This is a genomic window from Mycobacterium pseudokansasii (genome assembly GCF_900566075.1).
Lineage (GTDB): Bacteria > Actinomycetota > Actinomycetes > Mycobacteriales > Mycobacteriaceae > Mycobacterium > Mycobacterium pseudokansasii.
Genome location: NZ_UPHU01000001.1, coordinates 1,043,287 through 1,065,711, shown reverse-complemented (window position 1 = coordinate 1,065,711; position 22,425 = coordinate 1,043,287). Strand labels below are relative to the sequence as shown.

Annotated in this window: 20 protein-coding genes; 1 reads left to right on the top strand and 19 read right to left on the bottom strand. The window is 65.1% G+C overall.

From position 1 onward, the window contains the following. Nucleotides 1-2 precede the first annotated feature (2 nt). The 18 genes from EET10_RS04935 to rpsJ form a co-directional block, all read right to left on the bottom strand. Nucleotides 3-6,728, bottom strand: a complete 6,726-nt coding sequence (locus tag EET10_RS04935) for a type I polyketide synthase (RefSeq protein ID WP_122501940.1) — start codon at nt 6,726-6,728, stop codon at nt 3-5. Next, nucleotides 6,725-8,458 carry an AMP-binding protein gene (locus EET10_RS04930; protein ID WP_036398371.1) on the bottom strand — a complete coding sequence of 578 codons (1,734 nt, stop codon included), beginning with the start codon at nt 8,456-8,458 and terminating at the stop codon, nt 6,725-6,727. Before EET10_RS04930 ends, EET10_RS04935 begins: the two co-directional genes overlap by 4 nt. 288 nt (nt 8,459-8,746) lie before the next feature. Continuing rightward, the gene (locus EET10_RS04920) at nt 8,747-9,706 is read right to left on the bottom strand and encodes a DUF4436 domain-containing protein (protein WP_036398375.1); all 960 of its coding nucleotides are present in this window, start codon (nt 9,704-9,706) and stop codon (nt 8,747-8,749) included. A 96-nt stretch (nt 9,707-9,802) separates the two neighbouring features. After that, nucleotides 9,803-10,714, bottom strand: coding sequence for a DUF4436 domain-containing protein (locus tag EET10_RS04915; RefSeq protein WP_036398377.1), 912 nt, complete (start codon nt 10,712-10,714; stop codon nt 9,803-9,805). A 96-nt stretch (nt 10,715-10,810) separates the two neighbouring features. Further along, nucleotides 10,811-11,701, bottom strand: a complete 891-nt coding sequence (locus EET10_RS04910; RefSeq protein ID WP_122501939.1) for a formylglycine-generating enzyme family protein — start codon at nt 11,699-11,701, stop codon at nt 10,811-10,813. Nucleotides 11,702-11,717: 16 nt separating this feature from the next. Then, nucleotides 11,718-12,383 (bottom strand): hypothetical protein, encoded by a 666-nt coding sequence (locus EET10_RS30520; protein ID WP_244601841.1) that lies wholly within the window; start codon nt 12,381-12,383, stop codon nt 11,718-11,720. Further along, entirely contained in the window at nt 12,364-14,724 is a 2,361-nt protein-coding gene (locus EET10_RS04900) for an arylsulfatase (protein ID WP_122501938.1), read from the bottom strand. The genes EET10_RS30520 and EET10_RS04900 overlap by 20 nt, the downstream gene beginning before the upstream one ends. Before the next feature lie 534 nt (nt 14,725-15,258). After that, nucleotides 15,259-15,651, bottom strand: coding sequence for a 30S ribosomal protein S17 (gene rpsQ / locus EET10_RS04895; RefSeq protein WP_122447175.1), 393 nt, complete (start codon nt 15,649-15,651; stop codon nt 15,259-15,261). Then, nucleotides 15,648-15,890: a 50S ribosomal protein L29 gene (rpmC, locus tag EET10_RS04890; protein WP_063467636.1), complete on the bottom strand. Its 243-nt coding sequence runs from the start codon at nt 15,888-15,890 to the stop codon at nt 15,648-15,650. Before rpmC ends, rpsQ begins: the two co-directional genes overlap by 4 nt. After that, nucleotides 15,890-16,306 carry a 50S ribosomal protein L16 gene (gene rplP, locus EET10_RS04885; protein WP_011739064.1) on the bottom strand — a complete coding sequence of 139 codons (417 nt, stop codon included), beginning with the start codon at nt 16,304-16,306 and terminating at the stop codon, nt 15,890-15,892. Before rplP ends, rpmC begins: the two co-directional genes overlap by 1 nt. Before the next feature lie 7 nt (nt 16,307-16,313). Beyond that, the gene (rpsC, locus tag EET10_RS04880; RefSeq protein ID WP_063467635.1) at nt 16,314-17,147 is read right to left on the bottom strand and encodes a 30S ribosomal protein S3; all 834 of its coding nucleotides are present in this window, start codon (nt 17,145-17,147) and stop codon (nt 16,314-16,316) included. Then, nucleotides 17,147-17,701, bottom strand: a complete 555-nt coding sequence (rplV, locus tag EET10_RS04875; RefSeq protein ID WP_063467634.1) for a 50S ribosomal protein L22 — start codon at nt 17,699-17,701, stop codon at nt 17,147-17,149. The genes rpsC and rplV overlap by 1 nt, the downstream gene beginning before the upstream one ends. After that, nucleotides 17,698-17,979 (bottom strand): 30S ribosomal protein S19, encoded by a 282-nt coding sequence (rpsS, locus tag EET10_RS04870; protein WP_003892827.1) that lies wholly within the window; start codon nt 17,977-17,979, stop codon nt 17,698-17,700. The genes rplV and rpsS overlap by 4 nt, the downstream gene beginning before the upstream one ends. Before the next feature lie 57 nt (nt 17,980-18,036). Further along, nucleotides 18,037-18,879: a 50S ribosomal protein L2 gene (gene rplB, locus EET10_RS04865; protein WP_023370926.1), complete on the bottom strand. Its 843-nt coding sequence runs from the start codon at nt 18,877-18,879 to the stop codon at nt 18,037-18,039. 83 nt (nt 18,880-18,962) lie between these two features. Next, nucleotides 18,963-19,265 carry a 50S ribosomal protein L23 gene (gene rplW / locus EET10_RS04860; RefSeq protein ID WP_036398384.1) on the bottom strand — a complete coding sequence of 101 codons (303 nt, stop codon included), beginning with the start codon at nt 19,263-19,265 and terminating at the stop codon, nt 18,963-18,965. Then, complete coding sequence (gene rplD, locus EET10_RS04855) at nt 19,265-19,945, bottom strand: 50S ribosomal protein L4 (protein WP_036398385.1); 681 nt, start codon at nt 19,943-19,945, stop codon at nt 19,265-19,267. Before rplD ends, rplW begins: the two co-directional genes overlap by 1 nt. Next, nucleotides 19,945-20,598, bottom strand: a complete 654-nt coding sequence (rplC, locus tag EET10_RS04850) for a 50S ribosomal protein L3 (protein WP_023370920.1) — start codon at nt 20,596-20,598, stop codon at nt 19,945-19,947. Before rplC ends, rplD begins: the two co-directional genes overlap by 1 nt. A gap of 13 nt (nt 20,599-20,611) precedes the next feature. Then, complete coding sequence (rpsJ, locus tag EET10_RS04845; RefSeq protein ID WP_003873519.1) at nt 20,612-20,917, bottom strand: 30S ribosomal protein S10; 306 nt, start codon at nt 20,915-20,917, stop codon at nt 20,612-20,614. Between the two features lie 456 nt (nt 20,918-21,373). Here rpsJ and EET10_RS04840 point away from each other — a divergent pair, with 456 nt between their 5' ends. Then, nucleotides 21,374-21,760, top strand: a complete 387-nt coding sequence (locus EET10_RS04840; RefSeq protein ID WP_036398386.1) for a hypothetical protein — start codon at nt 21,374-21,376, stop codon at nt 21,758-21,760. Nucleotides 21,761-21,804: 44 nt separating this feature from the next. Here the strand turns inward: EET10_RS04840 and EET10_RS04835 are convergent, their stop codons facing one another. Beyond that, nucleotides 21,805-22,407 carry a TetR/AcrR family transcriptional regulator gene (locus tag EET10_RS04835; RefSeq protein ID WP_051490267.1) on the bottom strand — a complete coding sequence of 201 codons (603 nt, stop codon included), beginning with the start codon at nt 22,405-22,407 and terminating at the stop codon, nt 21,805-21,807. Between the last annotated feature and the right edge of the window lie 18 nt (nt 22,408-22,425).

The following is a 22,425-nucleotide window of genomic DNA, read 5'->3' as shown; positions in this document are numbered from 1 at the left end:
CCTCAATCTCCCTTGGCGGCAATAACCTGACGAAGCAGTTCGTCGACGTCGTCATCTGAAACCTGCGGGACCTGGGTCAGCAGCTCGATCCACGGTGCGCCGGCGGTGTCGGTGGCCTCCGGCGTCCGGTTAGGCTGCGCCGCAGTGGTATCGGCGGCCGCGGTCGGATCGGGCTGCGCCGTAGCCGCGCCGGAAAGCTGGTCGGCGAGCCACTCGGCAAGGCCTGCGATGCTGCCGCCGTCCAGCAGCTGAACGGCCGGGACAGCGATGCCGAAATCGTGGTCAATCTGATTGCGCAGCGCCAACGCGCTCAGCGAGTCGAGCCCCAAGCGGTCGAGGGCCGACTGGGTGTCCAGGCGAGACGGTGTCACACCGAGTTTGCCGGCAGCCAGATCACACAGGTACGACTCGAGCCGACGTTGACGCTCCTGGCGGTCTGCGTGGCGCAGCGCGTCGCCCAAGCTCGCTTCCTGGTCGCGCGGGCCGGCCAGCCCGGCCAGCAGCGAGGACTCTTTGGCGGCGGGGAAAGATTGGAACCACTGGCGGGCGTCGAATCTGAACACTCCGGTGCGGGCCCGGTCGGCAACCAGAAGTTGTTGCATGGCAGCCAATCCCAGCTCCGGGGTGAGCATCGAAAAGCCCCGATCGGCCAGGAATTGCCCACGACCCACCTGCGCCCACGGCCCCCAGTTGATTCCGATCGCCGGTAGACCCTGAGAGCGTCGGTAGGCCACCAGCCCATCCACCCACGAGTTGGCTGCCGCATAGGCCCCCTGTCCCGGTGAGCCCAATAGCGAAGCAGCCGACGAAAAGGTCAACCACCAGTCCAGGTCGAGGTGAGCGGTGGCTTTGTGTAACCACCAGTGGCCGGCCACTTTTGGCGCGAACACTCGCGCCATCGCCGACGCCGACATGTTCGACACGATCTCATCGGCCAACACCATCGCGCTGTGCAACAAACCGGCCGGCCGCAGTCCGGCTTCCTCGACGGCGGCCACCAACCGCGCCGCGGTATCAGGTTGGGCGATATCGCCGGTGATGACCTGCACCCGGCGTCGGCCGGTGTTCATTTCCGCAATCGCGTCCGCAACCTCGGCGCCGGGCGCCGAGCGCCCGTTAAGCACCACCAGGCCCGCGCCCTCGGCGACCAGCCAGCGCGCCACGACAAAGCCCAGCCCGCCCATGCCGCCCACCACGATGTAGCCGCCATCGGCCCGGACCAGCGGTTGGGCGGGCGGGAAGGCAAGCGCTGCAATGCTTCCCGCGGTCGGCATCGAGATCACGATCTTGCCGATGTGAGTGTCCGAAGCCATCATCTCGAAGGCGTCGACGGCCTGGTCGAGGCTGAATACGCTGACCGGGAGCGGCTGCAGCTCGCCGGCCACCACCTGTTGCAGAATCTCTTGCAACAGCTCACGGTAACGTCGCGACCGCAATCTCAGATTCACATCCAGATCGACCACTGCGAAAGACGCACTCCTGGCCAGCGCAGCCAGCTCCAGCTGCGCACCGGCGTAGCCGTCGCGTTTACTGAGTTCGACGAATCGCCCACCGGGAGCCAGGATCTCCATGCCACGACGCCGAATCGCTTCTTCGGCCGACGAATTGAGGATGACGTCGACGCCTTGCCCCCCGGTGGACGCTGCTATCTCATCAGCGAACCCCAAGCCGTGCGAATCGCCGACGTAATCAACACCCAACTGCGTCAACATCTCACGCTGGGCCGGCGAGTTCGCCGTCACGTAAACGATCGCCCCGACGACCCTGGCGATCGACACCGCCGCCAACCCGACATCACCGGCGGCCGAATGGATCAACACCCGTTCCCCGGCCGTAAGCCGCCCCACCTCACACAATCCGTGCCACGCCGTCAGGTAGGCAACACTCAGGCCGGCCGCCTCATGATCCGACAACGCCTGCGGCACCGGCACTACCAAATCGGCCGATGTCGTCAGATACGAAGCAAGCGAACCAGGCCCCAACGCGATAACCCGCTGTCCCAGCTGAACCGAATCCACCGCAGCGCCAAGGCCGGTCACATATCCCACGCATTCGCTGCCAAGCGCCGGCACACCGTCGCCCACCGTGTCGTCCAACGCGGGATACAAACCCTTCGCCTTGAGCACGTCGCTGCTGTTGAGCCCAGCGGCCACCACCCGGACCTCGACCTGATCCGCTGCCAGCGGCATACGCCGCGCCGCATGCACCGCCAACGCACCCAACCGCCCCGGCTGATCGGTCTGCAAGCGCACCGCGCCGCCACGATCGAGATCGACCAGCGCCGGACGCCGCTCGGCAGCCACGACACCGGTAGCCGAAACCGGTACCCGGACAAGGCGATTCACGTACCGCTGCCCATTGCGCAAGGCCACCTCATCGTGGCCGCAATCGGCGCACAACTCATCAACCAGCGCGTCAGCCGACATATCGGCTTCGGCATCAACGTCCACGATGGTGGTCTGCAACTCCGGATGCTCAAACGTCAACACCCGCGCCATGCCACGAAGCGTTGTCTGCGCCAACGTCACCCGCTCACCAGCAGCTACGTGCTGAGCTCCGCGGGTCACCATCCACAACCGCGGACGACCGCGAATACCGCTCCGCGACAAACTCTTGACAATGTCGGCAACCAACAGTGTCCGCGACTGCGCCACCTCCAACTGCGCAGAATCAGACAACGCCTCATCGACCGAACGCGGTGGACACACCAGCACCACCGCGCTCCACCACACATCGCTTTCGGTCAACGCGTCCTGAAGCCCGGCCCGATCCCCCGCCAGCACCACCTGACAGTGCGACGCCCGTCGTGAAAGCCCTGCGTGGACCGCGTCCAGCAACCCGTCAGCTGCACCATGTTCACCCACCAGCAACACCGCACCCACCGCAGCGGCCGGCTTATCCGCATCCACCGGCTCCCAGGCCAAGGTGAACGTGTGACCGGCCACCTCGTTGCCGGCCCCGGCCCGCACCACCGCCATCTCGATCTCATCGATCACCAGCAAGGCCTGCCCCTGGCTGCCTGTGAGCACCACTCGGCCTACGTACCGATCCGGGTCCGCCGTCGGCCTCAGCACCCCCAGCGCGGCAACACCTTCGGTGAGATCTCCATAAACCCGCACACCGCGAAACCGTGCCGGAAGCACCATCGACCCGGTGCCCTGCGCACCGCCAAGGTCGGTAGCCGGCTTGGTCGCGCCAAGTGTCTGCAACGCAACATCGACCATCACCGGATGCGCCAGGAGCCGCCGCACACCCTGCCGGGCAACCGATGGCAGCCGCACCTCGGCCCGAGCCGCGCCGCAACCGAATACGCTGAGCCCGATCACCCCCTGGAAAGCAGGACCATGCTGTTGAGCGGCACTGCGCAACCGGTGATAAAGGCTGTCGGCATCCAACTCCGTAACCGACGAGTCGTCAACGTCAATCGGTTCGACGACCCGCGGCACGCCGCGCTCCAGCACCGCGCTGGCATGCAGCGTCCACCCCGAATCCTGGCTTCCGGAAAGGATTTCCACGCTCGGCCGGGACGCGGTACCACTCAGTGTCGTGACGACGACGGTAGGTTCGGTGATCGGCATCAATTCGCGCAGGCACAACTCAACAACTTCCCACGGCATATCGCGGTCAGTCCCATGCGCATCGGTCGCCGCCGCCAACGCCATCTCGATATACGCCGCGCCCGGCAAGACGCAGCTGCCATCTATACGGTGATCGCCGAGCCACAGGTAATCGGGAGTCAGCGTGCGTTCCCACACCCGAATTCCATTGGTGGGATCGGTAACGCCGACCCCCAACAGCGGATGGCCCACCACCGCCGCGGCGGTGGCCGACCCGGCGGAAAGCCAGTGCCGCTCATGCTGCCAAGGAGTGGCCGGCAGCACCGGATGCGGGCCGGAGGGATGCGGCAGGCGTGGCGGGTGACTGATGCTGGCAGCGTTGAGGTTGGTGTGGAAGCTCAGCGTGTCGTCGCCGTCACGCCACAGCGTGCCAATGCTGTGATGGTGCATCTCCGATCCCAACGTTTCGGTGATGGCATACGTCAGCATCGGGTGCGGGCTGATTTCGATGAAGATCGCATGGTCTTGCCCGGCGGCAGTGATGGCCCCGCTCAGCAGTACCGGTTGCCGGAGATTGGCCACCCAATAGTCGGCATCCAGCGGCGGGTTGGCGGTACCTGTGACGGTGGAGAGCAACGGAATCATCGGCGTCTTGGGGGCCAAATCGGCTAGCGCGGAACGCCACTCGGGCAGGATCGGATCCATCAAAGCGGTATGCGAGGCGACCTCCATGTTGACCCGCCGGGCAAACCGGTCTTGCCGCTGCACCTCGGTGATCACCGCGGCCACCTCGGTTGGGGGTCCGGCGATCACCGTTTGCCGCGGCGACAAGAAACCCGCCGCGCTGACCCCGGGATGGGTGTCGAGCAACGCGGCCGTGGCCTCGGCGTCGAGTTCTATCAGGGCCACCGCGCCCTGGCCGGCCAGCCGCGCCATCAATCGCGATCGGACCGCGATCACCCGCAACCCCTCGGCAGGTGTCAACGCCTCGGCCACCACCGCCGCGGTGACCTCGCCCATCGAATGACCGATCACCGCATCCGGATGGACCCCGTAAGAACGCCACAACTGCGTCAGTGCCAGCTGCAGTCCCATGATCACCGGCTGAACCCGCGCATCACCGGTCACCGGCTGCGCCTCGGCCAGTACCTGATGCAGCGAAAACCCCACCTGCTCGACGAATATCGGCTCGAGTTCGGCCACCGCCGCCGCGAAAACCGGTTCGTCGGCCAACAACTGCCGACCCATTCCCGCCCACTGCGAGCCCTGACCCGAGTACACGAACACCGTGCCCGTCCGGCAGGCCCCCTCATGCGGGCCGACTAGCCCGGTTACCGCCCGGCCGGCTGCCAACGCCCGTAGCCCGGCCACCGCCTGCGCCCGTTCCCGGGCACACACCGTGGCAAACCGGGAATGGTGCACCCGGTGATGCGCGAGCGTGTGAGCCACCTCCGCCAACTCGACCCCGGCACCCGCACCGGCCATCCAGTCCGCCAACACCCCCGCCGCCGCCGCAATCCGCTGCGGCGTCTTACCCGAGACCACCAACGTGCCGACGGCCGGGTCCGGCTCGCGCACCACCCCAACGTGCTCGGGGGCTTGCTCCAACACCACATGTGCATTCGTGCCGCCGAATCCAAACGACGACACTCCCGCCCGCCGGGGTCGGCCCACTGCCGGCCACTCCTGCTGATCCGCAACGACTTTCAACCGCAACTGGTCAAAAGCAATATGGGGGTTGGGGGTTTCGAAGTGCAAGCTCGCCGGCAGCCGGCCCCGCTGCACCGCCAGCACCGCCTTGATGAAACCCGCGACCCCCGCCGCCGCCTCGAAATGTCCCAGATTCGTCTTGATGGAGCCGATCAACAGCGGGGAGGTGGCCGCGCGCCCGCGACCCAACACCTTGCCCAGGGCACGCGCCTCGATGGGATCACCCAACAAGGTCCCGGTCCCATGCGCCTCCACATAGTCCACCTCGCGCGGCGGCACGTCTGCGTTGGCATAAGCGGCCCGCAGCACCGCCATCTGAGCAGCCGGATTCGGAGCCATCAGCCCGTTGGATCGGCCATCTTGATTGACCGCCGAACCGCGCACCACCGCGAGCACCCGATCCCCGGCACGCAGCGCGTCATTGAGCCGTTTGAGCACCACCACGCCACAGCCCTCGCCACGCACAAAGCCGTCGGCATCCGCGGAAAAAGCATGACAGCGACCGGTTGGCGACAAGACACCGGCTTGATCGAAGCCGTGGAAAATCGCCGGCGACAACAGCAGATTGACCCCCGCGGCAATGGCCAGGTCCGAGTCGCCCATCCGCAGGCTTTGACAAGCCAGATGGATCGCCACCAACGACGACGAACATGCGGTATCCACCGCAACGGACGGGCCGTGCAGATCAAGGAAATACGACAACCGATTGGCGATGATGCTCAACGCACCGCCGGTGTTGTTCCACGCATCAACCCCGGGCAAATCGGTGGCTGCCAGGTGCCCATATTCGCTGACACAAGCGCCGGCGAACACTCCGGTCTGCGAGCGCCGCAATGACGTCGCGGGAATCCCAGCGTGCTCCAAGGCTTCCCAGGCCACTTCCAGGAGCAGTCGCTGCTGGGGATCCATCTTGGCGGCTTCGCTCGGGGAGATCTCGAAGAACTCGGCATCAAACGCGTCGATGTCGCTCAGGAACGAGCCCCACCGAGTCGTCCGGGCGAGGGTTTGTTCTACCGCGGGCGAGCCGTCATCGAACGGCATCCAGCGATCAGCCGGAACCTCACCTATCGAACAGCGACCTTCCCACAGAAACTGCCACAGTGCTTCGGGCCCGGAAATCCCTCCCGGGAACCGGCAGCCCAGGCCGATGACCGCGATCGGTTCGTCGACCCAACGATTGATCGAATGACCCTCGTCCACAACAGATTCCGACTCCGTCGTGGTGAGAAAAGCGACCAGAGCGTTGATCGTCGGGTGCTGCCAACAGTCCACCGGCGACACCGGCCGACCGAGCAGCTTGGCCAGCTCGCCCGACATATTGATGACATCCCGGGAGCCCAGCCCTAAGTCCTTCAGCGACAGGTCTGGGTCGATCCCATCCGCATTGCACTCAACGTTGGTTACCAGGTAATCGATCAGCCACTTTCGAAGTTCCACATCGCCAGGAAGGCTCGCCGTCACGGCGTGACCTCGACACGCTCCAATTCATCCCGCCGATAACGCTCGGCACAGGCCGAACGCCGAACCTTGCCGCTGGTCGTGGTCGGAATCGAACCAAGCGTCACAAAAACGAGATCCGCGATGCGCAGGCCATGCGAGTTCGAAATCGCCGAGGTGACTTCACCCTTCAGCGTTCGGAGCTTTTCCTTTTGCTCTTCATCGGACATGCCGGTTGGCTTGACCTCGGCAATGGCGACCAGCTGCTCGGTCCCGTCATTGGGAACAGACACCGCCGCGGCCCGGCCCCTGGTTATTTCGTGAATGGTCGCCTCGATGTCGTCCGGATAGTGATTGGACCCGTCCACGATCAGCAGATCCTTGATTCGGCCGATGATGAACAACTCGTCGTCGGAAATGACCCCTAAATCGCCGGTTCGCAGCCACGGTCCGACCGGCGTGCCGGTCGACGGATTAACCAGGCGGGCGCGGAATGTTTGTTCCGTCTTTTCAGGATTGCGCCAGTACCCCATCGCGACGTTGTCGCCCTGCACCCAGATTTCGCCGGTCCGTCCCGCCGGACACTCGGTCCGCGTCTCGGGGTCGACGATCCGCACCAGCGGTGATTGCGCCAACCCGTAACCGACCAGCGCCGCACCGCCATCCCGGCACCGCTTAGCCCGCCCGGCGGACAGTTCCTCCGAGTCGAAATGAACGATGTCCGGCGGCTGAGCCGGTGTTCGGGTCGACGCGTACACCACCGTCTCGGCGAGCCCATAGGTGGGCCGTATCACCGTATCGGGCAGATTGAAGGGCGCAAACCGCCGCGTGAAGCGCTCCAAGGTTGCCGGCTGTACCCGCTCTCCACCGCTGCAGAGAATCAGCAAGCCGCCAAGGTCCAGCCCGGCCATGTCCTCGTCGGCGGTTTTTCGTGCCGCCAATTCGAAGGCAAAGTTCGGCGCCGACGTTAAGACGGTCCCATTGGTCGCTGCCAATTGCATCCAACGAGCCGGCCGTTGCACGAACGACACTGGACTCATGAGCACGGCGTGTCCGCCGGACAGCATCGGCTGGCAAAGTCCCATCATCAATCCCAAGTCGTGGTAGAACGGCAGCCACGAGACCGCGGTTATCGCACCACGGTGACCGCCAGCCAAATCGCGCGTCCACTGCCGAAAATTGGCCACCACGTTCCGATGCGAGATCATGACCCCGGTGGGCCGACCGGTCGATCCCGACGTGTATTGGAGATACGCGGGTTGGGAAGGTGGGCAACGCCTGGGTTCCGATTGGCATAGCGCTTCGGTGTCCAGCGAATCGATCTCGATGGCTGAAGCGGCGGAACCGTCGTTGCAACCACCCGTGTACCTCACGGCATCTGCAGCGGCGCCGCTGGTCGTGAGAATTACCGAGGGAGCGCAATCTCGCAGCGCTGAAGAAACCCGCTCCTCGTGAACGCCGAACTGCGGAAACGGCAACGGAACCGCTATGAATCCGGCGTGGAGTGCACCCCAGAAAGCAACAATGTATTCAAGGCCCTGCGGGGCCAGGATGGCGGCCCGATCACCGCTCGAGCCGCATATCAAGAGCTCTTCGGCAACAACTTGTGCTCGTTGATGAACTTCTCCCCAGGTGAGGGTTTCGGAAATGCCGTTCGGGTCGGTCTCGTAGTCGATAAAAGTGTATGCGTCGCGGTCAGGGTGCTGGTTGGCTATTTCCTGCAGCAGTTCCGTCAGAGAAGGTTCACCGGCCATAGGTAATCGTCGCCTCCGTCTGTCTCATGTTGGATAGACCTCGCCCAGATCAGCCTCGGACAGATTAGCTTCGAACTGTGGGGACGTACGCGGAATGGCAATAATTATCGATCACGTAGATCGCAGTCGTGCCGGGACCCAGATCGGTTTGGCCATACCGGTTTTCGGGACCGGTTTTCGGGACCGGTTTTCGGGCGGTGACGCGTTGCGCGGTCTTCAGCGATGCGCTCTGATCACGGCGGGCCAACCGGATTCCTCGGCACCGACGTCGCCACGTCCGGCCCGCTGCTACTCCGATTCCCGGTACCACGCAATGACGTAGACCACCATGGCCGTGGCGAGCGCTATCAGCACCCAGATCACCACGGCCTGGTCGATCCACGACCCCGCCGGCGGCGAGCCGGGAAGGATATTGCGCAGCGGCACCACGGCGAACAGCATCGCCGCATACCACGTGGAGAATGGTGGCAGGAATTTTCGCCGGCCGGTGACCATCTGGATGGCCACGAACAGGGCCAGCGTCGGCAGCGTGACCAGGACCAAACAGATTCCCAGGTCGAAAACCAGCGGGCCCTTGGCTCGCTTCAGCGTGATGATCACGTTGTCCGGGCGATCCGAGGTCTGACTCGCGTCCCCGACGCGCTGGGCGCTGATGTCCCAGCCCTCCAGCGATCCGGTCACTTCGACGCGGGCCGGCTTGTACTGGCGAGTGTCGCCCGCCCCGACCAGCACATCGGCCTGGATGGTGTCGGTGGTGTAGGTGTCGAATGGCCAGTTACCCGGATCACCGTGCGCCTCGATGGTGGTGGCGACCTGAGCCGGCGATTTCCCTACCGGGTACTGCAGGTCACCCAGGTCGTTGGTCGGATAAAGGCGCACCGAAGTGTCGGTGGTCAGCACGTCCAGACGCTTGTCGATCATCGAATCGTCGGGCATTACCAGAACTTTCACGTCGAGGCGATTTGCCACGGTGTGCAGCTGCTCGAAGCGCACCAACACCACGGTGTCCTCGGTGGTGCCCACATCCGGCTTGGGCAACGGTCCGGGCGTGCTGGCCAGCCAGTGATAGCCGACCAGCGACAGGACGTAGACGACGGCGACACCGACAATGATCGACACGTCGAGCACCAGATGTTTCCGCCGCGACATGTGGGGGCGGGCCGGCGGAGACGCCGCTGATCCGCCCGGCGGAGACGCCGCCGCAGGTGTACCCGGCTCTGGCGCCGCCGGCGCGTGGTTATCGGTCATCTGCGGTCACCGCCGGAGAGACCGCTGACATATGCCTGCCCCCGAACACGGAGTCAGATGGTAGCAACCGGCGTTCCCGCCGGTGACGTTTCTAGATCAGTCCGATTGCCGGCGGTAGGCGAAGATGAACAGGCTCATCGCCACGATCAATGCGATCAGCACCCATAGCGTGACGGCTTGGTCGATCCAGGAGCCGGGCGGCGGGTTGCCGGGCAGGATATTGCGCAACGGGACCACGGCGAACAGCATGGCGGCAAACCACGACACGAACGGCGGCAAGAACTTCTTCCTGCCCAACGCCATCGGGATGGACACCCACAGCCCCAACGTCGGCAGGCTGATGAGGACCAGAATGATGCCCAGGTCGAAGATCAGCGAGCCCTTGGCCCGATGCAAGGTGATGATGACGTTGTCAGGGCGAGTGGTGGTCTGGCTGGATTCCCCGACCCGCTGCACGCTGACGTCCCAGCCGTCCAATGACCCGATCACCTCGACCCGGGCGGGTTCTTTCACCCGGCTCTCGCCGGTCCCGACGATCACGTCGGCAGAGATGACGCCGGTGGTGTAGGAGTCGAACGGCCAGTTGGCGGGATCGCCTTCGGCCTCGATCGCGGTGCTGACCTGCGCCGGTGTCTTACCCACCGGGTACTGCAGGTCGCCGAGATCGTTCTCTGGATACAACCGCACGGCCAGGTCTTGGGTCAACACGTCGAGGCGCTTGTCGAACTTCGAATCTTCTGGAATGACAAGCACATTCACCGTGAGACGGTTGGCCACCGTCTCCAGCTTCTCGAGCCGGACCTGCACGACGGTGTCTTCGGTGGTGCCCAGGTCCGGTTCCGGAAGCGGGGGCGCCGACGTGGCCAGCAAATGCACACCGAATAGCGATAGGGCGTAGACGACGATGACGCCGACGACGACGGCCAAGCCGATCGCGAGGCGCATTCCACGCGACTTGCCCGGGGGCGGAGACGCTGGTGCCGGGGCCTCCGGAGCCTGATGCGTCATAGCGCCCAGCTCTTCGTGGTGAACACGGGGCAGATGCTAATAAGCCGCACCGGCGATCAGGCGGCAACGCGCCGGGCCGAAGACCCGCGAATTTCCTTAGCCCGATCCGCGTTCGGCCACACACCGGAATCCGATGTGGGTGGTCGCGGTGTCCTGTGATTGCGGCGAGCGGGCCGCCGGCCGATACCGATGGCAATACTCCGGCGCGCACAGATGCGAGCCGCCTTTGAGGGTCTGGCTGATGGTGGGGTCGGCAGGACCGGCCGGAGCGCAACACGCCTTCGGAGCCTGATCGAGGCGGTGGTGCGCGGCGAACTCGGTTGCGGTCCATTCCCACACGTTGCCGATCATGTCGACCAGACCGAAGCCGTTGGGCGGGAAGGCGCCTACCGGCGAGGTGCCCACCCAGCCCAGCGCGCCGTCGTTGCGGTAGGGAAACTGCCCCTGCCAGGTGTTGGCCATCAGCTGCCCGCCGGGCGTGGCCTCGTCGCCCCAGGCATACGTCGTCGTGGTTCCCCCGCGCGCCGCGTACTCCCACTCGGCCTCGCTCGGCAGCCGCCGTCCCGCCCACCGCGCGTAGGCGGCCGCGTCGGGATAGGCCACCTGCACGACCGGGTGGTCGGGCTTGTCGGCGATGTCGCTATCCGGGCCAAAGGGCTGGCGCCAGGTCGCACCCGGCGCCCAATCCCACCACTGCCGCCAGTCGCGCAGGTCGACCGGACCTGCGGTCGGACGGAACACCATCGCACCGGGAACCAGGTCGTCGGGGTTAGCCCCCGGATAGAACGCAGGGTCCATCGGTTGTTCGGCGACGGTGACATACCCTGTGGCAGCGACGAATTCGGCAAACTGCGCATTGGTGACCGGGTGGCGCTCGATCGCGAACGCGGACACGGTGACGGTATGAATCGGCGCTTCTTCGGGGTAGAAGCTCGTCGACCCCATCCGGAACGACCCGCCCGGCAGCTCAACCAGTTCGGTTAACACGGCTTCAGGGTATGACTCAGGGGATGACGACGGCGAAGTTCTGCATCAAGGCGGACTTTGCCGAACGGAAGCCGGGCACCGCCGCCGGGCCCTCCAGATGGATGGCCACCAGGTAGTTCTTGGTGTTGGTCCAGATGTGAGTGATGCGGTCGGCGAATTCGATCGGGCCGGACGATCCCTGCAGGGTGCCGGTCAACAGCTGACTGCTGAAGCCGCAGAACGGCGCCCCGGTGGCGGAGAAATTGAGGCGCCGCACCGACCGGCCCAGGCTGGCGGTGTAGGCCAGGAAAGCGCTGTCCGGCTGCCGGTCGGTGGGGGCGATGGTCACTGTCGCCGACATGCCTTTGGGGCCGGTCAAAGTCAGCGCCGTATCCCCGCTGCCGGGGGTCGAGGTCCAACCGTCTGGCACGCTGATCGTGATCCTGGGTGCGGCCGGGTCCGAGACACTGGCGAGCGTCGCTCGCCCCTCGCCGGTCAGCGACGGCGAACAGGCGACCGTGTCGGGCGGGATGTGCTCGGGGTGCGTCGTCACGATGCCGGGCACCGGCTCCGCCGGGTCAGGATGTGCGGGCGTGCCCGGCCCACCACCGCGCTCACCGCAGCCGGCCACGATGCCCGACGGGCATAGCAGCGCCACCGCGCACAGCAGTCTCGCTGCGCGCCTAGTCGCGCGAAAAGGCAAGGGCGAGTTCTTTTTCCACGTCTTCATACGGTCGTCCGGATAGGTCGATCGTCACTTGGGCAATGGTTCCGCCGGTGAAGGCGAACGGCGCCTTGTAGCGGCTGGACACCGCCGAACCGCCGTTGTGTCCGACGGTGATACCGGCACCTGCCAACCCGAATGTTCCCGGGTGGGTGGTCACGTCGGCGAGCGCACCGACCTCGTGGTGGTCGAAGTACATCGTCAGGTCACCCAGCGGGGTGTGGCTGTTGGGCACGGTTCCGGTCCGCGCGTAGCGCACGCCGAGCAGGTGTCGGCCGAGCGGGATCGGGCCGACCGACGAGAGCAACTGCTGGCGCTCACCAAGGAAGTTGTAGACGTAGTGCAGGCGTCCGTCCTGGATGAACAACACGTGCCCGCCGTGCGCGCCGCCCTGCTTGAACAGCACGCCTTCGGCACCGGTGGTGTCGACTGTCACGTCGGCCACGACGGCGAACGAACGGCCGCGGATTTCGGCGGCGGCCCCGATACCGACGTCAGCGCAATTGGGGTAGTAGATGTAGGTGGATCGTTCGGTGACCAGGTAGGGCCGCGACCGCATCATGGTTTCCACGATGTTGAGATCCGACAGCGGCAGGCCGTTGTACTTGGCCGCCTCGGAATACCACAGCGCCTTGAGTTCTTCGAGCTTGTCGGGGTGCTCGGCAGCGAGGTCATGGCATTGGCTGCGGTCTTTTTCGATGTGGAACAGTTCCCACCGATCGGTGTCGAAATGCGACCAGCCAGCCGGTGTGGCGGCGTGGATGGTGTTGGCGAACCAGCCCTCGTGCCAGATCCCGCGGGTGCCGAGCATGGCGTAGAACTGAGTGCGCTTGCCGCTGTCGGCGGCCGGATCGTCAAGGGCGGCTTTGAAACTCACCCCATCCAGGGGCTTCTGGGTGATGCCTTTGACGGTGTCCGGCGGCGTCATGCCCAGCAGCTCGTAAACGGTCGGGGTGACGTCGGCGACGTTGACGTAGTTGTCCCGGACTGCACCGTGGGCCGCGACGCCGGACGGCCAGGAGATGATGGCCGTATCGGCGATTCCGCCTTCGTGCGAGGCATAGCGCTTGAACAGCTTGTAGGGCGTGTTGAAGGCCATCGCCCACCCGATCGGGTAGTGGTTGTAGGTTTGCGGGCCACCCAGGTGGTCGAAGAGCTTCATGCTCTCTTCGACGGTGTCGATATAGCCGTTGAAGAATTTTCCTTCGTTGACCGACCCGTTGGGTCCGCCCTCGCCGCTGGCACCATTGTCGGAGATCACCACGATGATGGTGTTATCCAGCTGTCCCGATTCCTCGAGGTAGTCCAGGATCCGGCCGATCTGTGCATCGGTGTAGCTCAGGAAACCGGCGAACACCTCGGCCATCCGGCAGAACAGCTTCTTCTCTTCATCGTTGAGTGAGTCCCACGGCCGCACGGTGTCCTGCAGTGGCCATGGCTCGCCTTGCGGTCCCTTCACGTCGAGATAGGGGTTGATGGGCGACAATTCGGTGTCCGGCGGCACGATCCCCATCGATTTCTGCCGTTCCAGCACGACCTCGCGATACTTTTCATAGCCCATGTCGAACTTGCCGGCGTATTTGTCCGCCCACTCCTTGAAGACGTGGTGCGGTGCATGCCCGGCGCCCGGGCACAGGTAGGTGAACCAGGGTTTGTCCGGCGCGATCACCTTGGCATCGCGGATGAATTGGATCGCCTTGTCCGCCAGGTCCTTCGACAGGTGATAGCCGTCCTCAGGGGTGCCGGGCGGGCTGACCGGGTGGTTGTCGTACACCAGGTCGGGATACCACTGGTCGGTCTCGCCACCCATGAATCCGTAGAAACGTTCGAATCCCCGAGACGTGGGCCAATGCCGCTTCGTCGAGGCCATGTTGGCCTCTTCCAGCGGTGTCAGGTGCCACTTGCCCACGCAATAGGTGTTGTAGCCGCGTTCGGCAAGCACCTCCGAAAGTAGGGCGGTATCGGCCGGTATCCGTCCGTTGCAGTTGGGGAAACCGTCGGTGAATTCTTCGATGGTCGCCATGCCGACGGTGGTCGCGTTGCGACCGGTCAACAGCGACGCCCTGGTTGGCGAACACAACGCGGTGGTGTGGAATTGCGTCAGGCGCACGCCACGCTCGGCGATGCGCGTCATGGCGGGCATCTCCACCACGCCACCAAAGCAGTCCCAGGTCGCGATGCCGGTGTCGTCCCAGACCAGATATAAGATGTTGGGCGCGTTCTCCGGCGCGGTCGGCGCCGCGTAGGGCCCCCAATCCGGTTCCGAATCACGGATGTCCAGCTCGATCTTGCCTTGAAACCCGGTTGACCCCGTCGTCACTGCAACACACCCACTTTCTGTACGCACATTTATCGGCGTCGCGTGGAGATTACCCCGAACAGAGGTGACCCGACCGCACAACGACGCGGCAGTGCACAATTTGGGCGCTTGCCAGATTTTGCGGCCTGCCGCTACCTTACATTGTCAACATAGTATGACAAATTTCGCGGGGCCGGCATCGGGGTCTTGCCGGGCGTTCCGCGGGCCCCGCCACTGCTGGCGGCTTCCCGCCCGCCGGCACCGGTGGCGCGGTCAGTTGAATTCCACGACGAGGTGCCGCAACCCGTTACGGCGGTTGCTACCGGTCCACTCCACGGGCGCCGACACCTCGCCTTCTTCGGAAGGCGGCGGCGTAGCAACTGGCTGTCGCGCCATGATCCGGCCGCCGCACCGAACGCCCGTGCGATGTACTCCGCTCGGAGCCGCGGTGTCGGGCGATTCGCCTCACCACGACCAACTGTCATGTCCAAGAAGAAGCGCCGGGTCAGGCGATGAAAATCAGCTGACCCGGCGCTCAGAAAACTCTTTCGGCCGTTACTTGGCCTTCTCGAGGATCTCGACCAGCCGCCAGCGTTTGGTCGCCGAAAGCGGACGGGTCTCCATCAGCGAAACGCGGTCGCCGATGCCGGCGATGCTGTTCTCGTCGTGCGCCTTGACCTTCTTGGTGGTGCGAATGATCTTGCCGTACAACGGGTGCCGCATGCGGTCTTCGAGCTCGACCACGATGGTCTTCTGCATCTTGTCGCTCACCACGTAGCCGATGCGTGTCTTACGACGGCCCCGCGACTTGGGTGCGCTCGGAGTGTGCTTGGGGCCCTTCGCTTTCGAGGGGACGTCCTTGGCTGCGGCCTCTTTGGACGCTGCCTTGCGTGGGGCTTTAGCCGCCGCGGGTGCCGCCTTTGCGCCAGTCTTAGCCTCTGCCATCACGATTCCTTACCTTCGGGACCTTCGGGGCCGGAAGCCAGACCCAGTTCTCGTTCGCGCAGCACCGTATAGACGCGGGCGATTTCCCGACGCACCGTGCGGAGCCGGCGGATGTTGTTGAGCTGGCCGGTCGCCATCTGGAAGCGCAAGTTGAACAACTCTGCCTTGGCTTCGCGCAACCGCTCGGTCAGTTCCTCGTCGGTGAGCTCACGCAGTTCGCCAGGGGAAATTCCCACTGCCATCAGAACTGTTCCTCTCGCGTGATAATGCGTGCCTTGATCGGCAACTTGTGGATCGCACGGGTCAGCGCGGCCCGCGCGATCGCTTCATTGGGGTAGCTGAGCTCGAACAGCACCCGGCCCGGCTTGACGTTGGCCACCCACCACTCCGGGGAGCCCTTGCCCGAACCCATCCGGGTCTCGGCGGGCTTCTTGGTCAACGGGCGGTCCGGAAAGATGTTGATCCACACCTTGCCGCCACGCTTGATGTGCCTGTTGATGGCGATACGGGCCGACTCGATCTGCCGGTTGGTGACATAGGCGTGCTCGAGGGCCTGGATCCCGTAGTCGCCGAAATTCACCGACGTTCCACCGCTGGCGATGCCTCGCTGGCGGGGGTGATGCTGCTTGCGGTGCTTGACCTTGCGGGGAATCAGCATGATTCATTCACTCCGTACTCTGCGCTTCAACGGCCGGCGCGGTCTCGTTGCCGGCCCCCGCGGTGCTCTCTTCGCCGCCCGCGGCGCGGCCCGCGTCGGTGCCCGTGGCCGTCGTGCCCGAGGCACCGCTGCGGCGCGGACGGGTGCCCGCCGGCCGTTCGCGGCGCGGCCGTTCGGGGCCCGCGGGGACCGCGGCGGCCAATTCGCGCTTGCCGCCGACGATGTCGCCCTTGTAAATCCACACCTTCACGCCGATCCGGCCGAAGGTGGTCTTGGCCTCGTACAGGCCGTAGTCGATGTCCGCGCGCAAGGTATGCAGGGGCACCCGGCCTTCGCGGTAGAACTCCGAGCGGCTCATCTCGGCCCCGCCAAGGCGGCCCGAGCACTGAACCCTGATCCCCTTGACGTTGGGCTGACGCATCGCCGACTGGATGGCCTTGCGCATCGCGCGACGGAACGCCACCCGGTTGCTCAACTGTTCGGCAACGCCCTGGGCCACCAATTGAGCTTGCGACTCGGGGTTTTTCACTTCCAGGATGTTGAGCTGAACCTGCTTGCCGGTCAGCTTTTCCAGGTCCGCACGGATGCGGTCCGCCTCGGTGCCGCGGCGGCCGATGACGATGCCCGGGCGCGCGGTGTGAATGTCCACCCGGACCCGATCGCGGGTCCGCTCGATCTCCACGTCGGCGATACCCGCGCGCTCCAGGCCGCTCGACAGCAACCGGCGGATCGCGACGTCCTCCTTGACGTACTCGGCGTACTGCTTATCTGCGTACCAGCGCGACTTCCAGTCGGTGGTGATGCCCAGCCGGAAGCCGTGCGGATTGATCTTCTGGCCCACTAGTCTGAGCCTCCCTTCGCTTCAGAAGTCTCAGATGTCTTTGCGGGTGACTTCTTGGCGGGCGCTTTGGCAGCCGCCTTCTTGGCAGGCGCCTTGCTCGCCGCCTTCTTAGCCCCCGAACCAGGACCCGCCTTTGCGGCGGCCTTGCTGCCCTCGGCACGGCGCGCCCTCGACGACTTCGAAGACCGCTCGTCCTTGGCCGGCCGACTCTCCACCACCACGGTGATGTGGCTGGTGCGCCGGCGAATTCGGAACGCACGACCCTGGGCTCGCGGACGGATGCGCTTGGCGGTCGGACCCTCGTCGGCGTAGACCGTGGCGACCACCAACGTCGTCGGGTCCAGGCCGTTGTTGTTCTGCGCGTTGGCGGCGGCACTGGCGATCACCTTGGCCACCGGCTCACTGGCGGCCTGCGGCGCCCAGCGCAGGATATCGAGTGCATCCGATACCGAGCGGCCCCGCACCAGATCGATGACCCGGCGCGCCTTTCTCGGCGATACCCGCACGAACCGTGCCTTGGCGACGGCCGACGGATATTCGGTAGTGGTAGTCATCGCCGCTTACTCTTCCGGTCGTCCTTGATGTGCCCCTTGAAGGTGCGCGTCGGTGCGAATTCACCGAGCTTGTGACCCACCATCGCCTCGGTGACGAACACTGGGACATGTTTGCGGCCGTCGTGCACCGCGAAGGTGTGGCCGATGAAGTCGGGGATGATGGTCGAACGTCGCGACCAGGTCTTGATGACCTGCTTGGTGTTCTTCTCGTTTTGTACGTCGACCTTCTTGAGCAGATGGTCGTCGACGAACGGGCCCTTCTTCAGGCTGCGTGGCATAGTTGGCTACTCCTGAAATTTCCTGGGTCTAAATTGCCCGCGCGCATCGTCGCGAGGCTAGCGGCCATGCTTCTTGCCGGTGCGCCGGCGGCGGACGATGAGCTTGTTACTTTGCTTGTTCGGATGGCGGGTGCGCCCTTCCTTCTTGCCCCAGGGGCTGACCGGGTGACGGCCACCGGAGGTCTTACCCTCGCCACCACCGTGCGGGTGGTCGACGGGGTTCATCACCACGCCACGGACCGACGGGCGCTTGCCCTTCCATCGCATCCGACCGGCCTTGCCCCAGTTGATGTTCGCTTGCTCGGCGTTGCCCACCTCGCCGACCGTCGCGCGGCAGCGGACGTCGACCCGGCGGATCTCGCCGCTGGGCATACGCAGCGACGCGTAACTGGCTTCCTTGCCGAGCAACTGGATGCTCGACCCGGCCGAGCGCGCAAGCTTGGCCCCGCCGCCGGGCCGCAACTCCACGGCGTGGACCAAGGTGCCGGCCGGGATGTTGCGCAGCGGCAGGTTGTTACCAGGCTTGATGTCGGCATTGGGACCCGATTCCACCACGTCGCCCTGCGAAAGCCCGTTGGGCGCAATGATGTAGCGCTTTTCGCCGTCGAGATAATGCAGCAGTGCGATCCTTGCGGTGCGGTTCGGGTCGTACTCGATGTGCGCGACCTTGGCGTTGACCCCGTCCTTGTCGTTACGACGGAAGTCGATGAGCCGGTAGGCGCGCTTGTGACCGCCGCCCTTGTGGCGGGTGGTGATCCGGCCGTGCGCGTTGCGGCCGCCGTGGCCGTGCAACGGACGCACCAGCGACTTCTCCGGCGTGGACCGGGTGATCTCGGCGAAATCCGACACACTGGCGCCGCGGCGGCCCGGCGTCGTCGGCTTGTACTTGCGAATTGCCATGTCTAATCAGGTCTTTCTCTCGCGCGCGGCTGGCGGTATTGCCCAGCTCCTCCTCATCGCTTCGCTCTGCATCGTTCGCCGGGCTACGCCGGTGCTCCGAACAGGTCAATCGGCTTGCTGCCCGCCGCCAAGGTCACGATGGCGCGCTTGGTGTTGTTGCGCCTGCCGTATCCGGTGCGGGTGCGCTTGCGCTTGCCTGGCCGGTTCGCGGTGTTCACCGATGCGACCTTGACCGAGAAGATTTTCTCGATGGCGATCTTGATCTGCGTCTTGTTGGAATCGGGATGCACCACGAACGTGTAGACGTTGTCGTCGAGCAACCCGTAGGACTTCTCCGAGATCACCGGGGCCAGGATGATGTCGCGGGGGTCGGCGATGGTCGCCATCAGGCCGAAACCTCCTCGGGAGTGTTGGCTGTTGTATTAGCTGCTGTACTGGCGGCTATGTAGGCGTTGAGCGCCGCCACGCTGAAAACCACGTCGTCGGCGCGCAGCACGTCGTAGGTGTTGAGTTGGTCAGGCGACAGGACGTGCACACCGGGCAGGTTGCGGACGCTCTTGGCCGCTGTCTCGTCATCGCGCCCGATGACCACCAGCAGCTGCTTGCGGTCGGTCAGCGTGGCCAGAAATGTCTTGGCGCTCTTGGTGGACGGGGTTTGACCGGCGACTAACTCGGTGACGGCATGGATGCGCCCGTTGCGCGCCCGGTCCGACAACGCGCCCCGCAACGCGGCGGCGATCATCTTCTTGGGGGTGCGCTGGCTGTAGTCACGGGGCTTGGGACCGTGCACGACGCCGCCTCCGGTGAACTGCGGCGCCCGCGTCGATCCCTGCCGGGCGCGACCGGTGCCCTTCTGCCGGTACGGCTTACGACCACCGCCGCTGACATCGCCGCGCGTCTTCGTCGAGTGCGTGCCCTGGCGGGCCGCTGCACGCTGCGCGGTGACCACCTGGTGCATCAGCGCGATGTTGGCCGGTACGTCGAACAACTCGGCCGGCAGCTCGATGGAGCCCTCGACCTTGCCGGCCGGTGTCTTGACGTCAATCTTGAGGATGGTGGCAGCCATTACTTTTCACCTCGTTTGATCGCGCTGCGGACCATCACGAGTCCGCCGGTGCGGCCGGGAACCGCACCCTTGATCAACAGCACACCATTTTCGGCATCGACCTTGTGCACCAACAGGTTCTGCACGGTTACCCGGTCATTGCCCATCCGGCCGGCCATCCGGGTGCCCTTGAACACCCGCGCCGGGGTGGCACAACCGCCGATGGAGCCGGGACGCCGGTGCACCGCCTGGGCGCCGTGGGCAGCTCCCTGACCGCGGAAGCCGTGCCGCTTCATGGTGCCGGCGAAGCCTTTGCCCTTGGAGGTACCGGTCACGTCCACGTAGCTGCCGTCGGCGAAGATCTCGGCCGTCAGCTCCTGCCCGACCTCGTATTCGGCCACCGCGTCCGGGTCATCGAGGCGCAGCTCGGCCAGGTGCCGCCGCGGATTGACGCCTGCGGCGGTGTATTGACCGGTCAGCGGCTTGGTGACCTTGCGGGGACTGATTTCGCCGTAGGCCAGCTGCACGGCGCTGTAGCCGTCGCGCTCCGGCGTGCGGATGCGCGTCACGACGTTCGGCCCTGCCTTGACCACTGTCACCGGTACGACTCTGTTGTTCTCGTCGAATACCTGCGTCATGCCCAGCTTGGTACCGAGAATGCCCTTTCGTGCCATGCTCTGCAGACTCCTACTGGATATTGACGTCGACGCTGGCTGGAAGATCGATGCGCATGAGTGCGTCAACCGTCTTCGGGGTCGGGTCGAGAATGTCGATCAACCGCTTGTGGGTGCGCATCTCGAAGTGCTCCCGCGAGTCCTTGTACTTATGCGGGGAGCGGATGACGCAATACACGTTCTTCTCGGTCGGCAGTGGCACCGGACCTACGACGCTGGCACCCGTGCGGACGACGGTCTCGACGATCTTGCGCGCCGAAGCGTCGATAGCCTCATGGTCGTAGGCCTTCAGCCTGATGCGGATCTTCTGTCCCGCCACGCTTCTCCTACCTCACTCCAATACTTTCAGGCCCGGGTCCGGACCTGGTGCCCCCAGCCCGCCGTTCGACCCGGCCGATCCCGGGTCGAACGAGCGTGCGCCGGATACTGCGCCGCTGTTTACCTGTCGTGGTCCACCGACCCCCGCGGTCGGGCGTGTCGCCCGCACGCAGCCTCGTAGGCGCCGAAATCGGTCGCGCTCCAAGGATGGGGCCGGACGCGCCCGTGTGGGCGCCGGTCGTGTGCCTGGCCAGGCGCAAACCTGGCGCAAGGCAACCTGAACAGTATGCCCCAGATCACCGCTTCGGCCAAATCCCGGGTCATCGACATAGATCGACATATGTGGGGCCGCCCGCGGTGTCTGCAGGGCGGTCCACGGTAAGCGCCGGCAGCGACCCTACCAGCGCTTTTGGCTTGTTCCACCCGGACACCGGCGCTACGCGTAGGCTCTCATCCCGTGATCGGGCCGGATTTGGGGGAACCTGACGCCGCGCAACCGATGGTCGACTGGATCAACGGTGCCCCGCCGGGCGAACTAGCCGCCGAACTGATGGCGGCCTTCGACCCCAACGTGTCAGGGAGGGCGCCGGCACTGGCGTTGTCGGAGTTCAGTGACTGGATGTTCCGCGGCTTCCCGAGGCGCCGAGGCCTCATTGTGCCCGCTAGATCGGTGCTCGAGCCGATGCTGGAAGCCATTCAGCTGTTGGAGCATTCCGAACTGATTCTGGTGCGCTGGATCATCAATAACGAGTTCAAGTGGAGCGCTACCCGCCTGGGCTTGGCCACACTGGCCGAAGGCAACGCCGCGGTCAGGCAGCGGATCAAGGATCGGACCGGCCGGTAAGGCAGCTCAAATCCGTTGAGCGGGAGGCAGATTCGTCCGTTGACTCATGCCGATTCGATGTTGGTGGCAGCCACCGCTCCGTCCCGCCGGCGCTGGACGTACAGAAAGCCGTCGACTGCTGCCCGCGCGCATTCCCGATAATCGAAGTCCGGCAGGGTGCTCAAGCGTCCCAGCACCAGTGGGCCGATCAGCAGGGCGATCGCGCGGGACCGGTCGATCTCGCCCAATTCGGCCGCCTCCGGGCTGTCGAAAATCGCATCGAATGGCGCCGCATACTGCTGGGCGATGCGTTCGCGCAAGGTGGCAAGCGCAGTGCTGTCACCGCTATGGGCGCGCCGCGCTTCCGGCAGTTGTTCAAGATCGCCGCCCAGCGCGACCCAGGCCATTGCAGTCAGCATCCCCGGCGCTTCGGCAATCAGCTCGGCCTGAGCCTGTAACAACGCGATGAGCCGGTCCCGCAGCGAACCTTCCGAAGGCGGCATGGGCGCCGGCGGTATCAGGCTGTTGAACGTCGCGGCCAGCAGGTCGTTACCACTGGAGAAGTGGCGGTACAACGTGGCTCTGGCAACGTTGGCGCCGCGAGTGACCGCCTCCACGGTCACCGCCCTCGGCCCGCCGGAACGCAGCAGCGCAGCGGCGGCTTCCAGTAACCGAGCCCGAGACCG